General features: G+C 65.8%; 13 protein-coding genes. 3 read left to right on the forward strand and 10 right to left on the reverse strand.

Features of this window, described 5'->3' with window-relative positions; genetic code table 11:
- Positions 1-2 precede the first annotated feature (2 nt).
- Positions 3-1214, forward strand: a complete 1212-nt coding sequence (locus tag DEM26_RS08600) for an acetyl-CoA C-acetyltransferase (protein WP_075775369.1) — start codon at positions 3-5, stop codon at positions 1212-1214.
- An 11-nt stretch (positions 1215-1225) separates the two neighbouring features.
- Positions 1226-3415, forward strand: coding sequence for a 3-hydroxyacyl-CoA dehydrogenase NAD-binding domain-containing protein (locus DEM26_RS08605; RefSeq protein WP_109172164.1), 2190 nt, complete (start codon positions 1226-1228; stop codon positions 3413-3415).
- A gap of 178 nt (positions 3416-3593) precedes the next feature.
- On the opposite strand, the gene DEM26_RS08610 is transcribed toward DEM26_RS08605, so the two are convergent.
- The gene (locus DEM26_RS08610) at positions 3594-4262 is read right to left on the reverse strand and encodes a Hint domain-containing protein (RefSeq protein WP_075775367.1); all 669 of its coding nucleotides are present in this window, start codon (positions 4260-4262) and stop codon (positions 3594-3596) included.
- Positions 4263-4524: 262 nt separating this feature from the next.
- Complete coding sequence (locus DEM26_RS08615) at positions 4525-5172, reverse strand: sulfotransferase family 2 domain-containing protein (protein ID WP_109172165.1); 648 nt, start codon at positions 5170-5172, stop codon at positions 4525-4527.
- 97 nt (positions 5173-5269) lie between these two features.
- On the opposite strand from DEM26_RS08615, the gene DEM26_RS08620 reads away from it, so the two are divergent.
- Complete coding sequence (locus DEM26_RS08620; protein WP_088719825.1) at positions 5270-6898, forward strand: AMP-binding protein; 1629 nt, start codon at positions 5270-5272, stop codon at positions 6896-6898.
- Positions 6899-6948: 50 nt separating this feature from the next.
- Here DEM26_RS08620 and DEM26_RS08625 read toward each other — a convergent pair whose 3' ends face one another.
- The 8 genes from DEM26_RS08625 to DEM26_RS08660 all read right to left on the reverse strand — a co-directional run bounded on the left by DEM26_RS08625 (position 6949) and on the right by DEM26_RS08660 (position 15204).
- Positions 6949-7299 carry a hypothetical protein gene (locus tag DEM26_RS08625; RefSeq protein WP_233243058.1) on the reverse strand — a complete coding sequence of 117 codons (351 nt, stop codon included), beginning with the start codon at positions 7297-7299 and terminating at the stop codon, positions 6949-6951.
- 11 nt (positions 7300-7310) lie between these two features.
- Entirely contained in the window at positions 7311-8084 is a 774-nt protein-coding gene (locus tag DEM26_RS08630; RefSeq protein ID WP_109172166.1) for a DUF6478 family protein, read from the reverse strand.
- A 149-nt stretch (positions 8085-8233) separates the two neighbouring features.
- Complete coding sequence (locus DEM26_RS08635) at positions 8234-8893, reverse strand: hypothetical protein (protein ID WP_109172167.1); 660 nt, start codon at positions 8891-8893, stop codon at positions 8234-8236.
- Positions 8894-8966: 73 nt separating this feature from the next.
- Positions 8967-9602 carry an ATP-binding cassette domain-containing protein gene (locus DEM26_RS08640; RefSeq protein WP_109172168.1) on the reverse strand — a complete coding sequence of 212 codons (636 nt, stop codon included), beginning with the start codon at positions 9600-9602 and terminating at the stop codon, positions 8967-8969.
- Positions 9599-11254 (reverse strand): ABC transporter permease, encoded by a 1656-nt coding sequence (locus DEM26_RS08645; RefSeq protein ID WP_109172169.1) that lies wholly within the window; start codon positions 11252-11254, stop codon positions 9599-9601. The genes DEM26_RS08640 and DEM26_RS08645 overlap by 4 nt, the downstream gene beginning before the upstream one ends.
- A gap of 7 nt (positions 11255-11261) precedes the next feature.
- Positions 11262-12461, reverse strand: coding sequence for an ABC transporter substrate-binding protein (locus tag DEM26_RS08650; protein ID WP_109172170.1), 1200 nt, complete (start codon positions 12459-12461; stop codon positions 11262-11264).
- 11 nt (positions 12462-12472) lie between these two features.
- Positions 12473-13078 (reverse strand): CDP-alcohol phosphatidyltransferase family protein, encoded by a 606-nt coding sequence (locus DEM26_RS08655; protein ID WP_109172171.1) that lies wholly within the window; start codon positions 13076-13078, stop codon positions 12473-12475.
- Positions 13075-15204, reverse strand: a complete 2130-nt coding sequence (locus DEM26_RS08660; RefSeq protein WP_109172172.1) for an FAD-dependent oxidoreductase — start codon at positions 15202-15204, stop codon at positions 13075-13077. Before DEM26_RS08660 ends, DEM26_RS08655 begins: the two co-directional genes overlap by 4 nt.
- Between the last annotated feature and the right edge of the window lie 77 nt (positions 15205-15281).

The following is a 15281-nucleotide window of genomic DNA, read 5'->3' on the forward strand; positions in this document are numbered from 1 at the left end:
CCATGACGGAAGCCTATATCTATGACGCAGCCCGCACTCCGCGGGGCAAGGGCCGCAAGGACGGCTCCTTGCACGAGGTCAGCTCGGTCGCGCTGTCCGCGCGGCTGCTGAACGCGGTGGCCGAGCGCAACAACCTCGAAGGCCATGCGGTCGAGGACGTAATCTGGGGCAACGCGACCCAGGTGATGGAGCAGGGCGGCTGCCTTGCGCGCTCGGCGGTGCTTCTGTCGGATCTCGACGAGCGCATCCCGGGCCTGTCGATCAACCGCTTCTGCGCCTCGGGCATGGAAGCGGTGAACCTCGCCGCGAACCAGGTGCGCGGCGGCGCGGGCATGGGCTACATCGCAGGCGGCGTCGAGATGATGGGCCGTGTCGCGATGGGCTCGGACGGCGCGGCAATCGCCGTGGACCCGTCGCTCGCGATGAAGACCTATTTCGTCCCGCAGGGCATTTCGGCTGATATCATCGCCACCGAATACGGCTTTAGCCGCGAAGACGTCGACGCGCTCGGCGTGGAATCGCAGCGCCGTGCGGCGGAGGCGATCAAGGAAAACCGTTTCGCAAAATCCATCGTGCCGGTGAAGGACCAGAACGGTTTGACCATTCTCGAGCAGGACGAATTCCCGCGTCCGGGCACGACGATGGAATCGCTCGGCAGCCTGAAGCCGTCCTTCAAGGAAATGGGCGAGGTCATGCCCGGCTTCGACAAGGTCGCGATGCTGAAATACCCGCACCTCGATCACATCAACCACGTCCATCACGCCGGCAACTCCTCGGGCATCGTGGACGGGGCCGCCGCCGTGCTGATCGGCAACAAGGAATTCGGTGAGGCGCATGGCCTCAAGCCGCGCGCGCGCATCCGTGCCACCGCGAAGATCGGCACCGATCCGACGATCATGCTGACCGGCCCGGTGCCCGTGACCGAGAAGATCCTCGCCGATTCGGGCATGTCGATCTCCGACATCGACCTGTTCGAGGTGAACGAGGCGTTTGCTGCTGTCGTGCTGCGCTTCATGCAGGCCTTCCAGGTCGACGCATCGAAGGTCAACGTCAACGGCGGCGCGATCGCGCTTGGCCACCCGCTCGGCGCCACCGGCGCGATCATCATCGGCACGCTGCTGGACGAGCTCGAACGCCGCGACCTGAACACCGGTCTGGCCACGCTCTGCGTTGCGTCCGGCATGGGCGCCGCGACCATCATCGAGCGCGTGTGAGGGAGGAACAAATGGCTGATTTCAAATACGAACTTGGCAGCGACGGCGTTGCCGTCATCACTTGGGACGTGCCCGAGAAGTCGATGAACGTGATGAGCATGGAGGGCTTCGCGCTTCTCGACAGCTTCATCGACAAGGCGCTGGCGGATGACGCCGTGAAGGGTGTCGTGATTACCTCCGGCAAGCCCGATTTCGCGGGCGGCATGGACCTCAACGTCATCGCGCAGATGCGCGAAGGCGGCGCTCAGGCGATCTTCGACGGCGTGATGCAGATGCACCATGTCCTGCGCAAGATCGAGCGCGCCGGCATGGACCCGAAGACCAACAAGGGCGGCAAGCCGATCGCGACCGCAATCCCCGGCACCGCGCTCGGCATCGGTCTGGAACTGCCGCTGTCGACGCACCGCACTTTTGTCGCGGACAATCCGAAGGCGAAGATCGGCCTGCCCGAGATCATGGTCGGTATCTTCCCCGGCGGCGGCGGCACCACCCGCGTCTCGCGCAAGCTCGGCGCGATGGCGGCGGCGCCCTTCCTGCTGGAAGGCAAGCTCTCGGACCCCAAGAAGGCGAAAGCTGCGGGCCTGATCGACGAGGTCGTCGAGGATCCGCTGGCCTCCGCGAAGGAATGGGTGCTGAACGCCAAAGACGCCGATCTGGTCAAACCGTGGGATGCGAAGGGCTTCAAGATGCCCGGCGGCGCACCCTATCACCCGGCGGGCTTCATGACCTTCGTCGGTGCTTCCGCGATGGTGCATGGCAAGACCGCGGGCGTCTATCCGGCGGCCAAGGCGCTGCTCTCGGCGGTCTATGAAGGCGCGCTCGTGCCCTTCGATCAGGCGATCAAGATCGAGGCGCGCTGGTTCACCAACGTTCTGCTGAACCCGTCGTCGACCTCGATGATCCGTTCGCTCTTCATCAACAAGGGCGCGCTGGAGAAGGGCGCGAACCGTCCCGACGTGTCGGACCAGAGGGTGAAGAAGGTCGGCATCCTCGGCGCGGGCATGATGGGCGCAGGCATTGCCTATGTCTCAGCCAAGGCCGGTATCGAAGTCGTGCTGATCGACAACAGCCAAGAGGCCGCCGATCGCGGCAAGTCCTATTCCGAAGGCATCCTCGACAAGGGCATCTCGCGCAAGAAGGTCACCGAAGAGGGCAAGGCGAAGACGCTCGGCCTGATCAAAGCGACCACGGATTACGCCGCCCTTGAGGGTTGCGACCTGATCGTGGAAGCGGTGTTCGAAGATCCGGGCGTCAAAGCCGAGGTCACCAAGAAGGCCGAAGCCGTGATTCCGCAGGATGCGATTTTCGCGACCAACACCTCGACCCTGCCGATCACCGAGCTGGCCAAGGCCAGCGCACGCCCCGAGCAGTTCATCGGCATCCACTTCTTCTCGCCCGTCGACAAGATGATGCTGGTCGAGATCATCAAGGGCGCCGAGACCGGTCCGGTGGCCGTGGCCAAGGCGCTCGACTTCGTGCGCCAGATCCGCAAGACGCCGATCGTGGTGAACGACGCGCGCTTCTTCTACGCCAACCGCTGCATCATCCCCTATATCAACGAGGGGATTCGCATGGTGGCCGAAGGGGTGAACCCGACGCTGGTGGAACACGCCGCGACTATGGTCGGCATGCCGCTCGGACCGCTGCAGCTGGTAGACGAGACCTCGATCGACCTCGGCGTGAAGATCGCGAAGGCCACCAAGGCGGCGATGGGCGATGCCTATCCCGATGAGGCGGTCGATGACGTTCTGTTCTGGATGGCCGACGAAGGCCGGATGGGCCGCAAGTCGAACGCGGGCTTCTACGAGTATGACGACAAGGGCAAACGCCAAGGCCTCTGGGAAGGTCTCGACGCCAAGTTCCCGCGCGCCGACGAGCAGCCCGACGTGCATCACGTGCAGCATCGCCTGCTGATGGCGCAGGTGCTGGAAGCCGTGCGCGCCTTCGAGCAGGGCGTGCTGGAAGACATCCGCGAGGGTGACGTGGGCGCGATCCTCGGCTGGGGCTTCGCCCCGTGGTCGGGTGGCCCGTTCTCGTGGCTCGACATCCTCGGCGCCGGCAAGGCGGTGGAGATCTGCGAGGCGCTCACCGCGCAATACGGTCCGCGCTTCGAAGCCCCCGCCCTGCTGCGCGACATCGCAGCCAAGGGTGACACCTTCTATGGTCGTTTCGGCGACGGTCAGGCCGCGAAAGCCGCCTGATCCGACGGCGCCAGAAAACCAGAACGCCGGGACCGAAAGGCCCCGGCGTTTTTCTATGCGCGCGCCTTCCTCTGCGCCGAAGCGTTCGCCTATTCCCGGGCAAAGGAAAACGCCGCACCCTGGTCTGGGGTGCGGCGTTCGGCCTGTCAGAATTTCAGGAGGGGATCAGGCCGGGCTATCACTCTGCCGCGTAAGCATGTGCGGTCAGATCTTCGTCGATCAGCCCCGCGACGATCGAGCGCGCCATCTCGAGCGACAGCGTCTCGTAGTTCGGGCCTGCATCATCGTCGAAGAGCGCTTCGAGCCGGTGGCTGTTGACCGAACCGCAATGGACCATGCCAGAACCATTAGCGTAGACGATCTCCTCCTCCTCAAACTCCAGCACGATCACGTCGATCGGACGGTGGGGTGTAATCCGATCGATCCCGCGATAGCCTTCAAGTGCCGAAGCGGGGATCACGGCGAAGGGGTCACCGTAAATTGCCTCGGCCATGTCGCTTTCCACCATCATGTTCTGTTCAGGCAAAAGCAGCATCGGGGTTTTGTTGCCCAACGCGCCGACCGGCACGGCGAGCGGCTTGCGATGGTCCGGGCAACGCCCGTGACCGAGCCAGAGTTGAGTCCGTTTGACGTCCGCGACGGGACGCAGGCCACTGTCGAAAGTCATGACCATGTCACCGGCTGCGATCGCTTCCACCGGGCGCCAGCCCATGGCGGTGGCGATGCGCGTTCCGGCGACGATTCCCGACGCAGCTCCGTTGTCGAGCATTCGCCCGGAGGTTGCGCCCGCCAGAGCGGTATCAAAGGCGCAATCGTCGTCCCAGGTCGTCGTTGCACTGCGGGTCATGTCGGTCTTCCTTCTGAAAGTCGGCGAGGCCATTTCTTGGTCCTACCCAGATCAATTGATTCCTAGGGAGTTTCCGGGGCCGAAAGGTGACCGAAATGTGGCAAACCTATACTTTCGGACAGTAAGTTGCTCACGGACCCGTGATTGACCTATCTTTTTGGATAGGGGACACGCTCGATTGACCTATCTTTTTGGATAGGGACGCGTTCACCGGCCGTAAGAATGGCCCAAAATGCGTCGCAATCTGCAATCGCGCGAAAATTTAGAATCGGTAATCGAACCGCGCGATGTCTTCGGCACAGAGTTTTGAAACCACTTCAGCGTCGACATCCGAAAAATACTCGCGCCAGTTGCGCTTCCGCGCGGAAATGTTGGATCGCGCGAAGGGCGTCACGGAAAACCCCAGATGCGTCGCGAGAGGTGCGGCATCGGCCTCTACATCTTCAAGGCGAATATAAAGGTCGCAAATCTCCTCCCCGTCCGGCAGCCGCATGTAGCTGCCATAAGGGGCCGCCGCGAGCGATGCCTGGGTGTGCGGATGGTTTATGAAGTCCGAAAAGCTGAGTGATTTTGCTAACGCCACGGCCGGATGCGTCATCTGCTGCTCGCGCAACCAATGGTAGTAGCTGACGACCCGATCCCACGGGTTCCGCACAAGTGTGAAAGTGAAATAGGCCCGAGCCTGCTCTTCTGTATAGAGCCCCAGCCCGTCGCTCAGCGTGGAATGCTTCCAAAGCCGCCCTCGCGTCTCGCGGCCCGCCAGCCTGCGTTTGCGCCGCTGCGCCTTGGGCGTGTCTCCGATCAGAAGATCGTCCGCCATGGCGCGGTCCTCCAACGCGAGCGTCAGCGCCGTGCCGCCCGTCTTCGGGATGTGAACGAAGATATAGCGACGGCCATGCGAAACGATCATGCGCGAGACACTATCTCTGACGAAAGATGACGCAAACCCTCTTTCCTTTCGCGCGGAGCCGCCTGAAGATGCCCGAACAATTGAGGAGGAGGTTTTCATGGGCTGGCTTGCCGACGAGACGGGTTTGGAGAAATGCGCGGCGAATTACGCCCCGCTTACACCTTTGTCGCATCTCAACCGCGCGCTGGAGGTCTTCCCCGAGCGACCGGCGGTGATCTACGGCAGCCGCTCTTATAATTACGTCGATTACCACGCGCGCGTGAGCCAGCTCGCCTCGGCGCTCAAGGCGCGCGGCGTGAACTCGGGTGACGTGGTAGCGACGATCCTGCCCAACACCCTGCCGCAGATCGAAGCGCATTTCGGCGTGCCCGCCTGCGGCGCGGTGCTGAACGCGATCAACACACGGCTCGATGTCGATACCGTCGCCTATATCTTCGAACATGGCGGCGCGAAGATCGTGCTCTGCGACGTGGCCTTCCTGCCGGTGGCCGAAGAAGCCGTGAAGAAGATGAAAGGCCCCGCGCCGCAGATCGTGGAGGTGGCCGACCCCGATCACGGGTTCGAGCCGACCGGGCATTACCTCGAATACGAGGCGCTGGTGGCCGAGGGGGACCCGATGTTCGACTGGATCATGCCGGAGGACGAATGGGAGAGCATCGCGCTCAACTACACCTCCGGCACGACCGGCAAGCCCAAAGGCGTCGTCTATCACCACCGCGGCGCCTATCTCTCGACGCAGGCGAACGCGATCTCGTGGCGGATGCAGCTTTACCCGGTTCTGCTGACCATCGTGCCGCTGTTCCATTGCAACTCCTGGACCCATAGCTGGATGGCCCCGATGATGGGCGGCACGGTCGTCGGCTGCCGGGACGTGACCGCGAAGAACATCTATGACGCGATCGCCGATCACGGGGTGACGCATTTCGGTGGCGCGCCGATCGTGCTCAACACCATCGTCAACGCCAAGGACGAGCATCGCCGCCCCTTCGATCACGTGGTCGAAGTCTTCACCGCCGGCGCCCCGCCGCCCGCCTCGACGCTGGCCGCGATCGAACCGCTGGGGTTCAACGTCACGCAGGTCTATGGGCTGACCGAAACCTACGGGCCTGCCGTCGAATGCACCTGGAAGCCCTCCTGGGACGGCGCAACCGGCGAGGAACGTGCCGAACTGAAGGCGCGCACGGGCGTGTCGATGCCGATGCTCGAACAGGTCACCGTTCACGATCAGGGCAAGGAGGTCGCCCGCGACGCTCAGCATCTGGGCGAGATCGTCTTCCGCGGCAACATGGTGATGAAGGGCTACTTCAAGAACCCGCAGGCGACGCGCGAGGCCTTCGAGGGCGGCGTGTTCCACTCCGGCGACATCGCCTTCATGCATCCCGACGGCTACATCAAGATCACCGACCGCGCGAAGGACATCATCATCTCGGGCGGGGAGAACGTCTCCTCGGTCGAGGTGGAAGGCGTGATCTGCGCCCACCCGGCGGTCTCGCTCGCCTCGGTCGTGGCGAAGCCCGACGAGACCTGGGGCGAGGTGCCCTGCGCCTTCGTCGAGCTGAAGGAGGGCAAGGAGGCGACGGAAGAGGAGTTGATCAAGTTCTGCCGCGAGCGGCTCGCGGGCTTCAAGACGCCCAAGCGCGTGGTCTTCTCCGAACTGCCGAAAACCTCGACCGGGAAGATCCAGAAATTCGAGCTGCGGGCCGTGGCCAAGCTGCTCGACGCGTAGGTCTTTCTTCTACGCGTGCGCGCGCCCGCGCGAGGGCGCGCGTAAAAGGCTCAGCTTTCGCTCTCGGCGCAATGCTGGCGGAAGGCGCGCGACAGCATGTCCAACTCGGTGCGCAGCAGGTCGATCTCGGCGCGCAGATCACCCGCGAGCGGCGCGCCTGCTACCAGAGAGAAGCGGTCGATCACCTCGCCATCCGATTTGCGGCAGACGAGGAAGGTCAGTACCCCCTCACTCAGCAACTCCGCCGGGATCGGCTGCGAGAGGCGCCAGTCGCCCGGCTCGCCAGTCAGCAACAGCCCTTCCAGCACCTCGCCCTGATGGCGCACCTCAAGATCGGGCGTCTCTTTCTCGTGGCTCACCGCCTCCCAGCGCCCGGCCTTGATCCGCGAATTTTCCAGCATCCTCGCCTCCGTCACAGCTCGGCGCGCGGGTAGCGCGCGAAGGTGAGATCGCGGATCACCACCTCGTTCATCCGTGGGTTTTCGAAAATCAGGTCGACCCATACCTTTTCCAACCGCCGCTCGTTCATCCGCGTATAGGCCAGATCGAATTCGACATAGCGCGCGCCCTCGCCTTGGGGCAATTCGCGCACCAGCTGCTCCGAATTGGGGCCGTGCTTGATGTTGAGGCGGCAGAACACCTCCAGTTCCCGCTCGCACTCCAGCTGCATCTCCAACCGGATGAGATGGTTGAGTTGCAGCCCGCCAAGGGCGGCATCGGGCAGGTCGAGCACCAGCGACAGGAACGAGCCTTCGAAGCGCAGCACATCGAGCCGCAGCCCGAACGGCGCGAGCGTCTCGCCCTTGGTATTACGGATCTGGCGCAGCGTTATCTCGGACCGAGGGCAGTCATGGAACAGGGTGAGGTCATCGCCAAGCTTGTCGCGACTTTGCGCCCCCGCGACACCGTGCGGATGCGCCTTCACCCGCCAGAGCAGCGGACGCCACGCCCAGTCACTGCCGGCGGGCTTGCGAACCGACGTATCACCGGGAAAGGCCGTCAGCCGCTGCTCGGTCGCGCGGAGCACCGTGTCGAGCTCGTTGCGCAGCGCGCGCGCCCGGGCGCGCAGACTGCGCAGTCCATCAGGCCCAAGCGTGGACACCGTGGACGCCGCATCGCGCCAGCGCCGCAAGCTGCGCCGCTCGGCAATCCGTTGCAACAGCGATCCGCCGTTTCGCCCCGCCATGTCCCGCCCTTCTTTCCCGTCCTGCCGTTGCCGCTTGCGGCATCACAGCAGTTATTCCTTATCAGCGGATTCTGAGAAAGGGAAATTTCCGGGCGAAGTCATCATGTTCCGGCGTGGCGACGCGCGCTCGGAGCGTCAGGTCCGCACGGTCAGTTCGCGGCGCGGATCGCGGCGATGAATTTCTCCAGCAACTGGCGCTGCTGGGCGTAGCTCAATTCGCCTTCCTTCAGCGGCATAACCGACAGCGCGGTGATCCGCCCGCCAAGCGCGGTGACGCCCCGCAGATAGGTCTTGGCGATCGGCGGCCCGCCGGTGCCGGAGCGATCCTCGACCCGCAGCAGCAAGGTGCCATCGGCGATATCGGTGCCCTTGATAGTGACGTCGCCCGCCTCGCCAGATCGCGACAGCGCCGCCCGCCCAATCTCGGAATGGAAGAAATCGCCGATCTTCTTGAGCCGATCCCGTGACAGCTTGCCGGAGCCATCCTCCAGCGCGGGCGGCCCGACGGTGACGCTCAGCAGCGCGGGCTCTGACGCATGGGCATCCTCGGCATTGCGCGAGATTGCAGCGCAATTGCCGAACAGCGCGAACCCCCCCGCACCGGAATTGCGCAGGCTTTTCGGATCGACGCACCAGCCCTTCGGCGCGGCTACCGTCAGCGCGCCATTCGCGAGCGTGGTGCGGGCCTTCGCGACCTGCGCCGAACCGAAGGCTGTCGGCTGACACCCCGCCAGCAATCCGGTGCCCCCCAGCGCGAGGGCGAGGGGGGCCAAAAGACGCGACGAGCGGTGTTTGACAGCAGAAATCATGAGTTTTGAGATAGCCTCAGGGCCCTCAACGCGCAAGTCTGCCGGGGCTCGCCGCACTGCGGCTGCGCGGGGTTCAGCCCAATGTGATCCGACGCGCAGCTGCCGCGCCATCCTCCGGATCGTGGCTGACCATCAGGCAAGGGATCCGCTCGGCCGCGAGATGCCGCAGCGTGAAACTGCGGATCTCGGCCCGCAACTCCGCGTCGAGCGCGGCGAAGGGTTCGTCGATCAACACCGCGCGGGGCCGGGCAAGCAGCGTGCGCATCAGCGCCGCACGGGTGCGCTGCCCGCCCGACAGCGTCGCCGGATCGCGATCAGCCATGCCCGCAAGCCCGGCCTGTTCCAATGCCGCCTCGACCGCCGCGCGCCGGGCCGCCTTGCCCTTCACCTGCCCGGGCAACCCGAAGGCCAGATTGTCGCCCACCGAGAGATGCGGGAAAAGCTGCGCCTGCTGAAACAGCATCCCGATGCCGCGTTTCTCGGCGGGCAGCTGCTTGACGCTTTCGCCATCGAGCAGCACATCGCCCGAGGCCGTGAACCCACGCGGCAGGTGCCCGCCGATATGGGCGAGCAGGCTCGACTTGCCGATCCCGGACGGCCCCATCAGGCAGACGGTCTCTCCGGGCGCCACGACCAGCGACAGCGGCGCGAAGAGCGGCGCGGAGGTGCCGGGCGCGGTCAGGCTCAGATCGATCAGCTCGAGGCTCATGCCACTCCTCCGCGCAACCCGCGCCGATTGCGATGCCACCATGCCGGCACGGCGAGCGCCAGCGCGAAACCCAGCCATGGCAGCGCCGCCTGCATGAGCGCGAGGATCGCGGCCAGCCGCCGATCCGCCCCCGAGGCCAGCGCGACAGCTTCGGTCGCCAGCGCCTGAACGCGCCCCGCCCCGGGCAGCAGAACTGCGAGATATTGCGCGACCGACACTGCGATCCCGATCGCCGCCGCCGCACAGATCGGACCGAGCAGCATCGGCAGCTTGATCCGCAGCAGGCGTCGCGTCGGCCCGGCCCCGAGGCTCGCCGCACTGGCGAGATGCGCCGGGTCGAGCGCGCGCCACGGCCCGGCCAGCGCGATCATCACATAGGGAAAGACGAACAGCAGTTCGGCCCATGTCACCGCGACCGGCCCGGGCGGCAGGCCGAGCCAGAGGAACCCCGTCGTCAGCCCCTGCAGAAACCCGATCTGCGGCAGCAAAAGCGGCAGGACGATCAAGGCGCCGAGCGGCAGGCGCTTGCCGGAGCGATCCTCGCTTTCCAACCAGAGCATCGCGAGGATCACCGCCAGCCCGGTCGAGACCAGCGCAAGGGACAAGCTGGTCAGAGCGGGCCCTGCCCAATCCGCGCTGGCCCAGCGTTTGAGCGTCAGATCGGCGGGCATGGCATCGGGAAAGCGCCAGAAGCTCGCGAGGCTCCACAGGATCAGCGCGCCGAGCGATCCGATCGCCAGCAGACCGCCCGCCCCGATCAGGCCAGCGCCGCTCCAGTTTCGCCGCGAGGTGCCGCGATTCCCAGTGCGGATCGCCGTCTTGCCCAGCCGTGCCACCGCGCGCTCGCCGGCCATCCAAAGCGCCGCACTCGCACCCATCACCGCCAGCAGGATCACCGCCAGCGCCGAGGCGGGCACCGCCTGCGCGGGATCCGGCGCGCTGTAGAGTCGCAGGATCCGCACGGCCAGCGTCGGCGGGTTCGACGGCCCGAGGATCAGCGCCATGTCCACGACCGACAGCGAGAAGGCCAGTACGATCAGCGCCGGCAGGCGCAGCGCCGGGTAAAGCTGCGGCCAGACGATCCGCGCCCAGACGCGCCCCGGCGCGTAGCCAAGCGCACGCCCCGCCGCCATCTGTGCCGCCACCGGTCGCTGCGCGACGGCCACCAGCGTCATCAACGTCAGGAACGGCACCTCTTTCAGCATCAGCCCGACGATCAGCGACAGCCCCCACGGATCGCCCACCGTCACGATCTGCGGCGGCAAGTCCCAGCCAGTCGCCCAGGGCGAGATCAACCGCGCGGCCCAGCCCGAGGGCGCGATCAGGAAGGCCAGCCCGATCGCCAGCGCCGCATGGGGCACCGCGAGCAGAGGCGTCAGCCAGCGCGACGCCGATTGCCGCGTCACCAGCCAGCGCGCGAGCGGGATCGAAGCCGCAAGCGACAGCAGCGTAGCCCCCAAACCGATCACCAGCGTCAGCCGCAGCGAGGTGAGGATACCGGGCGCGGCCAGCGCCTCGGCGAAGCCGTTCCAGCCCAGCGCGACCCGCCCCAGCCCCGGCTGCCAGCCAAACGCGGTCGCCAGCGTCAGCACCGCGCCCAGTAGCACTGGCGCGCCGATCACCAGCGTCAGGATCGCCCCGGCGAGCCGCATCGGAACCTCACTTCGTGTAGCGCTGCGCCCAGTCCTCGGTGAGCTTGGTCATCCAGCTCGGGTGCGGCTCGGGCAGGGTCGGGCCCAACTCCTCCAGCGTCGGCAGCGCGGGCGCGGTGGGCAAATCAGCGAAGGCCTGTTTCGCCGCCTGGTCCAGCTTCGCCGGATCGAGCACCGAGAAACTTCCCAGCACGCGGATGTCCTGCATATGCGCCTGCGTGGCCGGATCGAGCAGGAAATTCGCGACCAGCTCCGCCCCCGCCTGATGCGCCGCGTTATAGGGAATCGCGACGTAGGAGATATTCCCGATCGTGCCGCCCTCGGGCACCCAGACGCGGACAGAGGGCGGCAGCACGCCCTGTTCGATCATCGCGGCGGGCGCGGCGGGATCGAAGAACATCGCGAAATCGACCTCGCCATCGGCCAGCAGTTGCGCCTGCGCGCTTTCGTTCTCGGGGAAGGATTTGCCTTCGCGCCACATCAGCGGGCGCAACGCATCGTACCACGCCCAGAGCGGCGCGGTTTCCTTGGTATAGGCCTCGTCCGTCACGGGCTGCGACAGCGCCGCCGGATCGGGCGCCAACTCGACCAGCGCCTGCTTGAGGAAGCTCGTCCCCATGAAATTCGACGGGTTGGGATGGGTGAAGCGACTCGGATGCGCCTTGGCCCAATCCAGAAGCCCCGCCATATCCTTCGGCGGTTCGTTCACCCGCTCCGCGTCATAGGCGAAGGCGAATTTCGCAAGCCGCCACGGGCTCTCATAGCCCTCGGTCGGCACGGTGAAATCGGTCGTGGCCGCCGAGCCTTCCGACAGGTCGAGATATTTCGCATTGGGCAGATCGCTCACGAACGGCCCATGCAGCAGCCCCGCGTCCTTCATCGCCAGAAAGTTCGGCCCGTTGATCCAGATAAGGTCCACCGCGCCGCCGTCATCCTTGCCTGCCGCCTTCTCGGCCTGCACGCGCGAAACGGCTTCGGCAGTGTCGGACAGTTTCACCTGCTCGACCGTGACGCCGTATTTCTCCTGCATCTGATCGGACACCCAATCGATGAAAGCGTTGGTGCGCGGATCGCCGCCCCAAGCATTGAAATAGACCGTCTGGCCCTTCGCCTCAGCCTGCATCTGCGCCCAATCGGCGAAGGCGGGCGCGGCGAGCGGCAGCGCGAGACTCGCGGCAAGAACCGGGGCGGCAAGAAGGTTTCTCATACTCTCTCCGTTCAGGAAAACGCCCGCCAGCCCATCAGCCAGCGGGTCACGGTGGTCACGAAACAGGCGGCGGCGAAGATCCCGGCAAGGATCGGGAAGGCTTGCGGAAACAGACAGATCGCCGCGAAGAACAGGATCGTCTCGGCGCCTTCGGTCAGCCCGCCGAGGTAGTAGATGCCCTTGGTCGGATAGGCGTCGGTGCTCATCCCGCGCTTGGCGGCGATCGAGGCGAAAGCGAGAAAGCTCGATCCGGTGCCCACGAAGGCCGCGATCAGGATGGTCGCGGCGAGCGCGTTACGGGCCGGATCAGCCAGAGCGAAGCCCACCGGGATCAGCGCGTAGAACAGAAAATCCAGCGCGATATCGAGGAACGCACCGCGATCGGTCGGCCCCTTGATGCGGGCAATAGCCCCGTCGAGCCCGTCCGCGACCCGGTTGATCAGGATCAGCGCCAGCGCCAGCCAATAGGCGTGCAAGGCCAGCGCCGGAATCGCGAGCAGACCCAGCGCGAAGCCCGCCACCGTCACCTGATCGGCGCGGATATCGCGCGCGGCCAGCGCCTCGGCGGGGGGCTGCATCATGGCACGTTGCAGCGGCAGGAGAGCAGCATCGATCATCCGCGCCTCCATGTCATGAAGCGCTCGGCGATACGTAGCGTTCGCGGGTTCACATGCGACTGCCGCCAGCGCCCGGCGGCGTTCTTCGCGGCCTCCGACCAACTGGGGTAGATATGCGGCATGGCAAGGATTTTGCCCAAGCCCAGCCCGTGCCGCATCGCCAGCGCGAACTCGGTAAGCACCTCGGCGGCATGCGCGCCGCAGACTGTGGCACCAATGATCTTGTCGGAGCCTTTCGCGGTGACGATCCGCACGAAGCCCTGTCCCGCGCCTTCGGCCAGCGCCCGGTCCAAATCGCCAAGGGGATATGTCGTGACCTCGTGGTGCACGCCCTCCGCCTCGGCCTGAGTCGCCGTGATCCCCACCCGCGCCAGTTCGGGCGTGGTGAAGACCGCATGCGGGATCGGCGCGGCATGGGCCTTGAACCGCCAGAAGGGCGAGGCCAGCGAATTCGCCGCCGCGATCCAGCCCTGATGGCCCGCGGCGTTGGTAAGCTGCAAGGGCCCGGCCGAATCGCCTGCGGCGTAGATATTCGGCATCAGCGTCTCGAGGTAGTCGTTCGTCTCGATCACTTTGTTTGCCGGAATGCCTAGTTCCTCCAGCCCAAAGCCTTCGAGCCGCGCCTTGCGTCCGACCGCGACCAGCAGCGTGTCGAATTGAATCTTGGAGCCGTCTTCCAGCTCCAGCCATTTGCCTCCATCCGCGCTGGACTCGTCCCGCCCGAAGCGGATCGCCTTCGCCCCGAGCCGCAGATCGACCCCATCGGCGCGCAACGCGGCCGCGATGGCATCCGAGGCCTCGGTATCTTCACGGATCAACAGCCGCTCCGCCGCCTCGACGACCGTCACGCCCGCCCCAAGACGCGCCAGCGCCTGCGCTATCTCGCAGCCGATCGGGCCACCGCCAAGGATCACCATCCTCTCGGGTGGCGCAGGCATCGCAGCGAGCGCCTCCCACAGCGTGTCCGAGGTCAGGGGCTCGACCGATCCGATCCCCTCGATCGGCGGGATCACCGGGGCCGCGCCGGTCGCGAGCACGACGCCGCGCGTCGTCAGGCGCTGGTCGCCCACGCGCACGGTCCACGGGTCTTCCAGTCGCGCATGGCCTTCGACCACCTCGACGCCCAAACCTTCATAGCGCTCCACGGAATCATTCGGCTCAATCTGCGCGATCACCTCGGATATCCGCCGCGTCACGACGGGCCAATCGACCGAGACATCCGCGCGCACGCCCAGCGCCTCGGAACCGCGTGCCACACCCACAGCCCTCGCCGAGGCAATCAGCGCCTTCGACGGCACGCAGCCGAAATTCAGGCAATCGCCGCCCATCGGGCCGTCCTGCACCAGCGTGACTTTCGCCTTCGCTTGGGCCGCGACATAAGACGCCACAAGCCCCGCCGCCCCTGCGCCGATGACGATCAGGTTGCGGTCGAACTTGGCCGGGCGCTCATAGCCGCGATAAGCGCGCTTGCGCGCCCAGAATCGTAGCGCCGCGCGCGCCGCCCACGGAAACACCGCCAGCGCCGCGAAAGCACCGAGCAGACCCGGCGAGACGATCCCCGACAGGCTGTTCAGATCGCCCAGCTGCGCCCCCGCCGCGACATAAACGGCCGTCCCGGGCAGCATGCCGAGCTGCGAGACGGCATAGAACTTCCACGCCTTCATCCGGGTCAGCCCGAAGGCGAGGTTGATGACGAAGAACGGCACGACCGGGATCAGGCGAAGCGAGAACAGGTAGAACTCGCCGTCGCGCGCGGCGCCTTTCTCGATCTTCGCAAGCCGTGGGCCAAACCGCCCGCGCACCCAGTCGCGCATCAGGTAGCGCGCGACCAGAAAGGCCAGCAGCGCCCCGATGGAAGACGCGAAGGAGATCAGCACCAGCCCCTGCCAGAAGCCCAGCAGCGCCGCGCCCAAAAGAGTCAGCCAGACCGCAAAGGGCAGCGACAGCGCCGTAACGACAACGTAGGTGACGAAGAACCCGATGGGCAGCGCCAGCGGATGCGCCTCGCGCCACGCCGCGAGACTGTCGCGCAGGGCGCGCAGCCGTTCGGGGTCGGGATCGGCCACCAGAAAGGTCGCGATCACCGCCACAGCGATCAGGCCAAGGAATATCAGAGGTTTGCGCATGGTCCTCCCGTGGGTGACGCCCCAGTGATAGAGGCGATGCGATCTTTCCCCAAGTCGTTTCACGCGCGGATTTCGTT

The organism is Thioclava sp. NG1 (genome assembly GCF_003122275.1).
Lineage (GTDB): Bacteria > Pseudomonadota > Alphaproteobacteria > Rhodobacterales > Rhodobacteraceae > Thioclava > Thioclava nitratireducens.

Bases quoted from the DNA above. Each gene is read 5' to 3' on its own strand.
- DEM26_RS08600 (WP_075775369.1), top strand. From the start codon at position 3: ATGACGGAAGCCTATATCTATGACGCAGCCCGCACTCCGCGGGGCAAG.
- DEM26_RS08605 (WP_109172164.1), top strand. From the start codon at position 1,226: ATGGCTGATTTCAAATACGAACTTGGCAGCGACGGCGTTGCCGTCATC.
- DEM26_RS08615 (WP_109172165.1), bottom strand. From the start codon at position 5,172: ATGATCGTTTCGCATGGCCGTCGCTATATCTTCGTTCACATCCCGAAG.
- DEM26_RS08640 (WP_109172168.1), bottom strand. From the start codon at position 9,602: ATGAGCCTCGAGCTGATCGATCTGAGCCTGACCGCGCCCGGCACCTCC.
- DEM26_RS08650 (WP_109172170.1), bottom strand. From the start codon at position 12,461: ATGAGAAACCTTCTTGCCGCCCCGGTTCTTGCCGCGAGTCTCGCGCTG.
- DEM26_RS08655 (WP_109172171.1), bottom strand. From the start codon at position 13,078: ATGATCGATGCTGCTCTCCTGCCGCTGCAACGTGCCATGATGCAGCCC.
- DEM26_RS08645 (WP_109172169.1), bottom strand. From the start codon at position 11,254: ATGCGGCTCGCCGGGGCGATCCTGACGCTGGTGATCGGCGCGCCAGTG.
- DEM26_RS08660 (WP_109172172.1), bottom strand. From the start codon at position 15,204: ATGCGCAAACCTCTGATATTCCTTGGCCTGATCGCTGTGGCGGTGATC.
- DEM26_RS08635 (WP_109172167.1), bottom strand. From the start codon at position 8,893: ATGATTTCTGCTGTCAAACACCGCTCGTCGCGTCTTTTGGCCCCCCTC.
- DEM26_RS08625 (WP_233243058.1), bottom strand. From the start codon at position 7,299: ATGCTGGAAAATTCGCGGATCAAGGCCGGGCGCTGGGAGGCGGTGAGC.
- DEM26_RS08630 (WP_109172166.1), bottom strand. From the start codon at position 8,084: ATGGCGGGGCGAAACGGCGGATCGCTGTTGCAACGGATTGCCGAGCGG.
- DEM26_RS08610 (WP_075775367.1), bottom strand. From the start codon at position 4,262: ATGACCCGCAGTGCAACGACGACCTGGGACGACGATTGCGCCTTTGAT.
- DEM26_RS08620 (WP_088719825.1), top strand. From the start codon at position 5,270: ATGGGCTGGCTTGCCGACGAGACGGGTTTGGAGAAATGCGCGGCGAAT.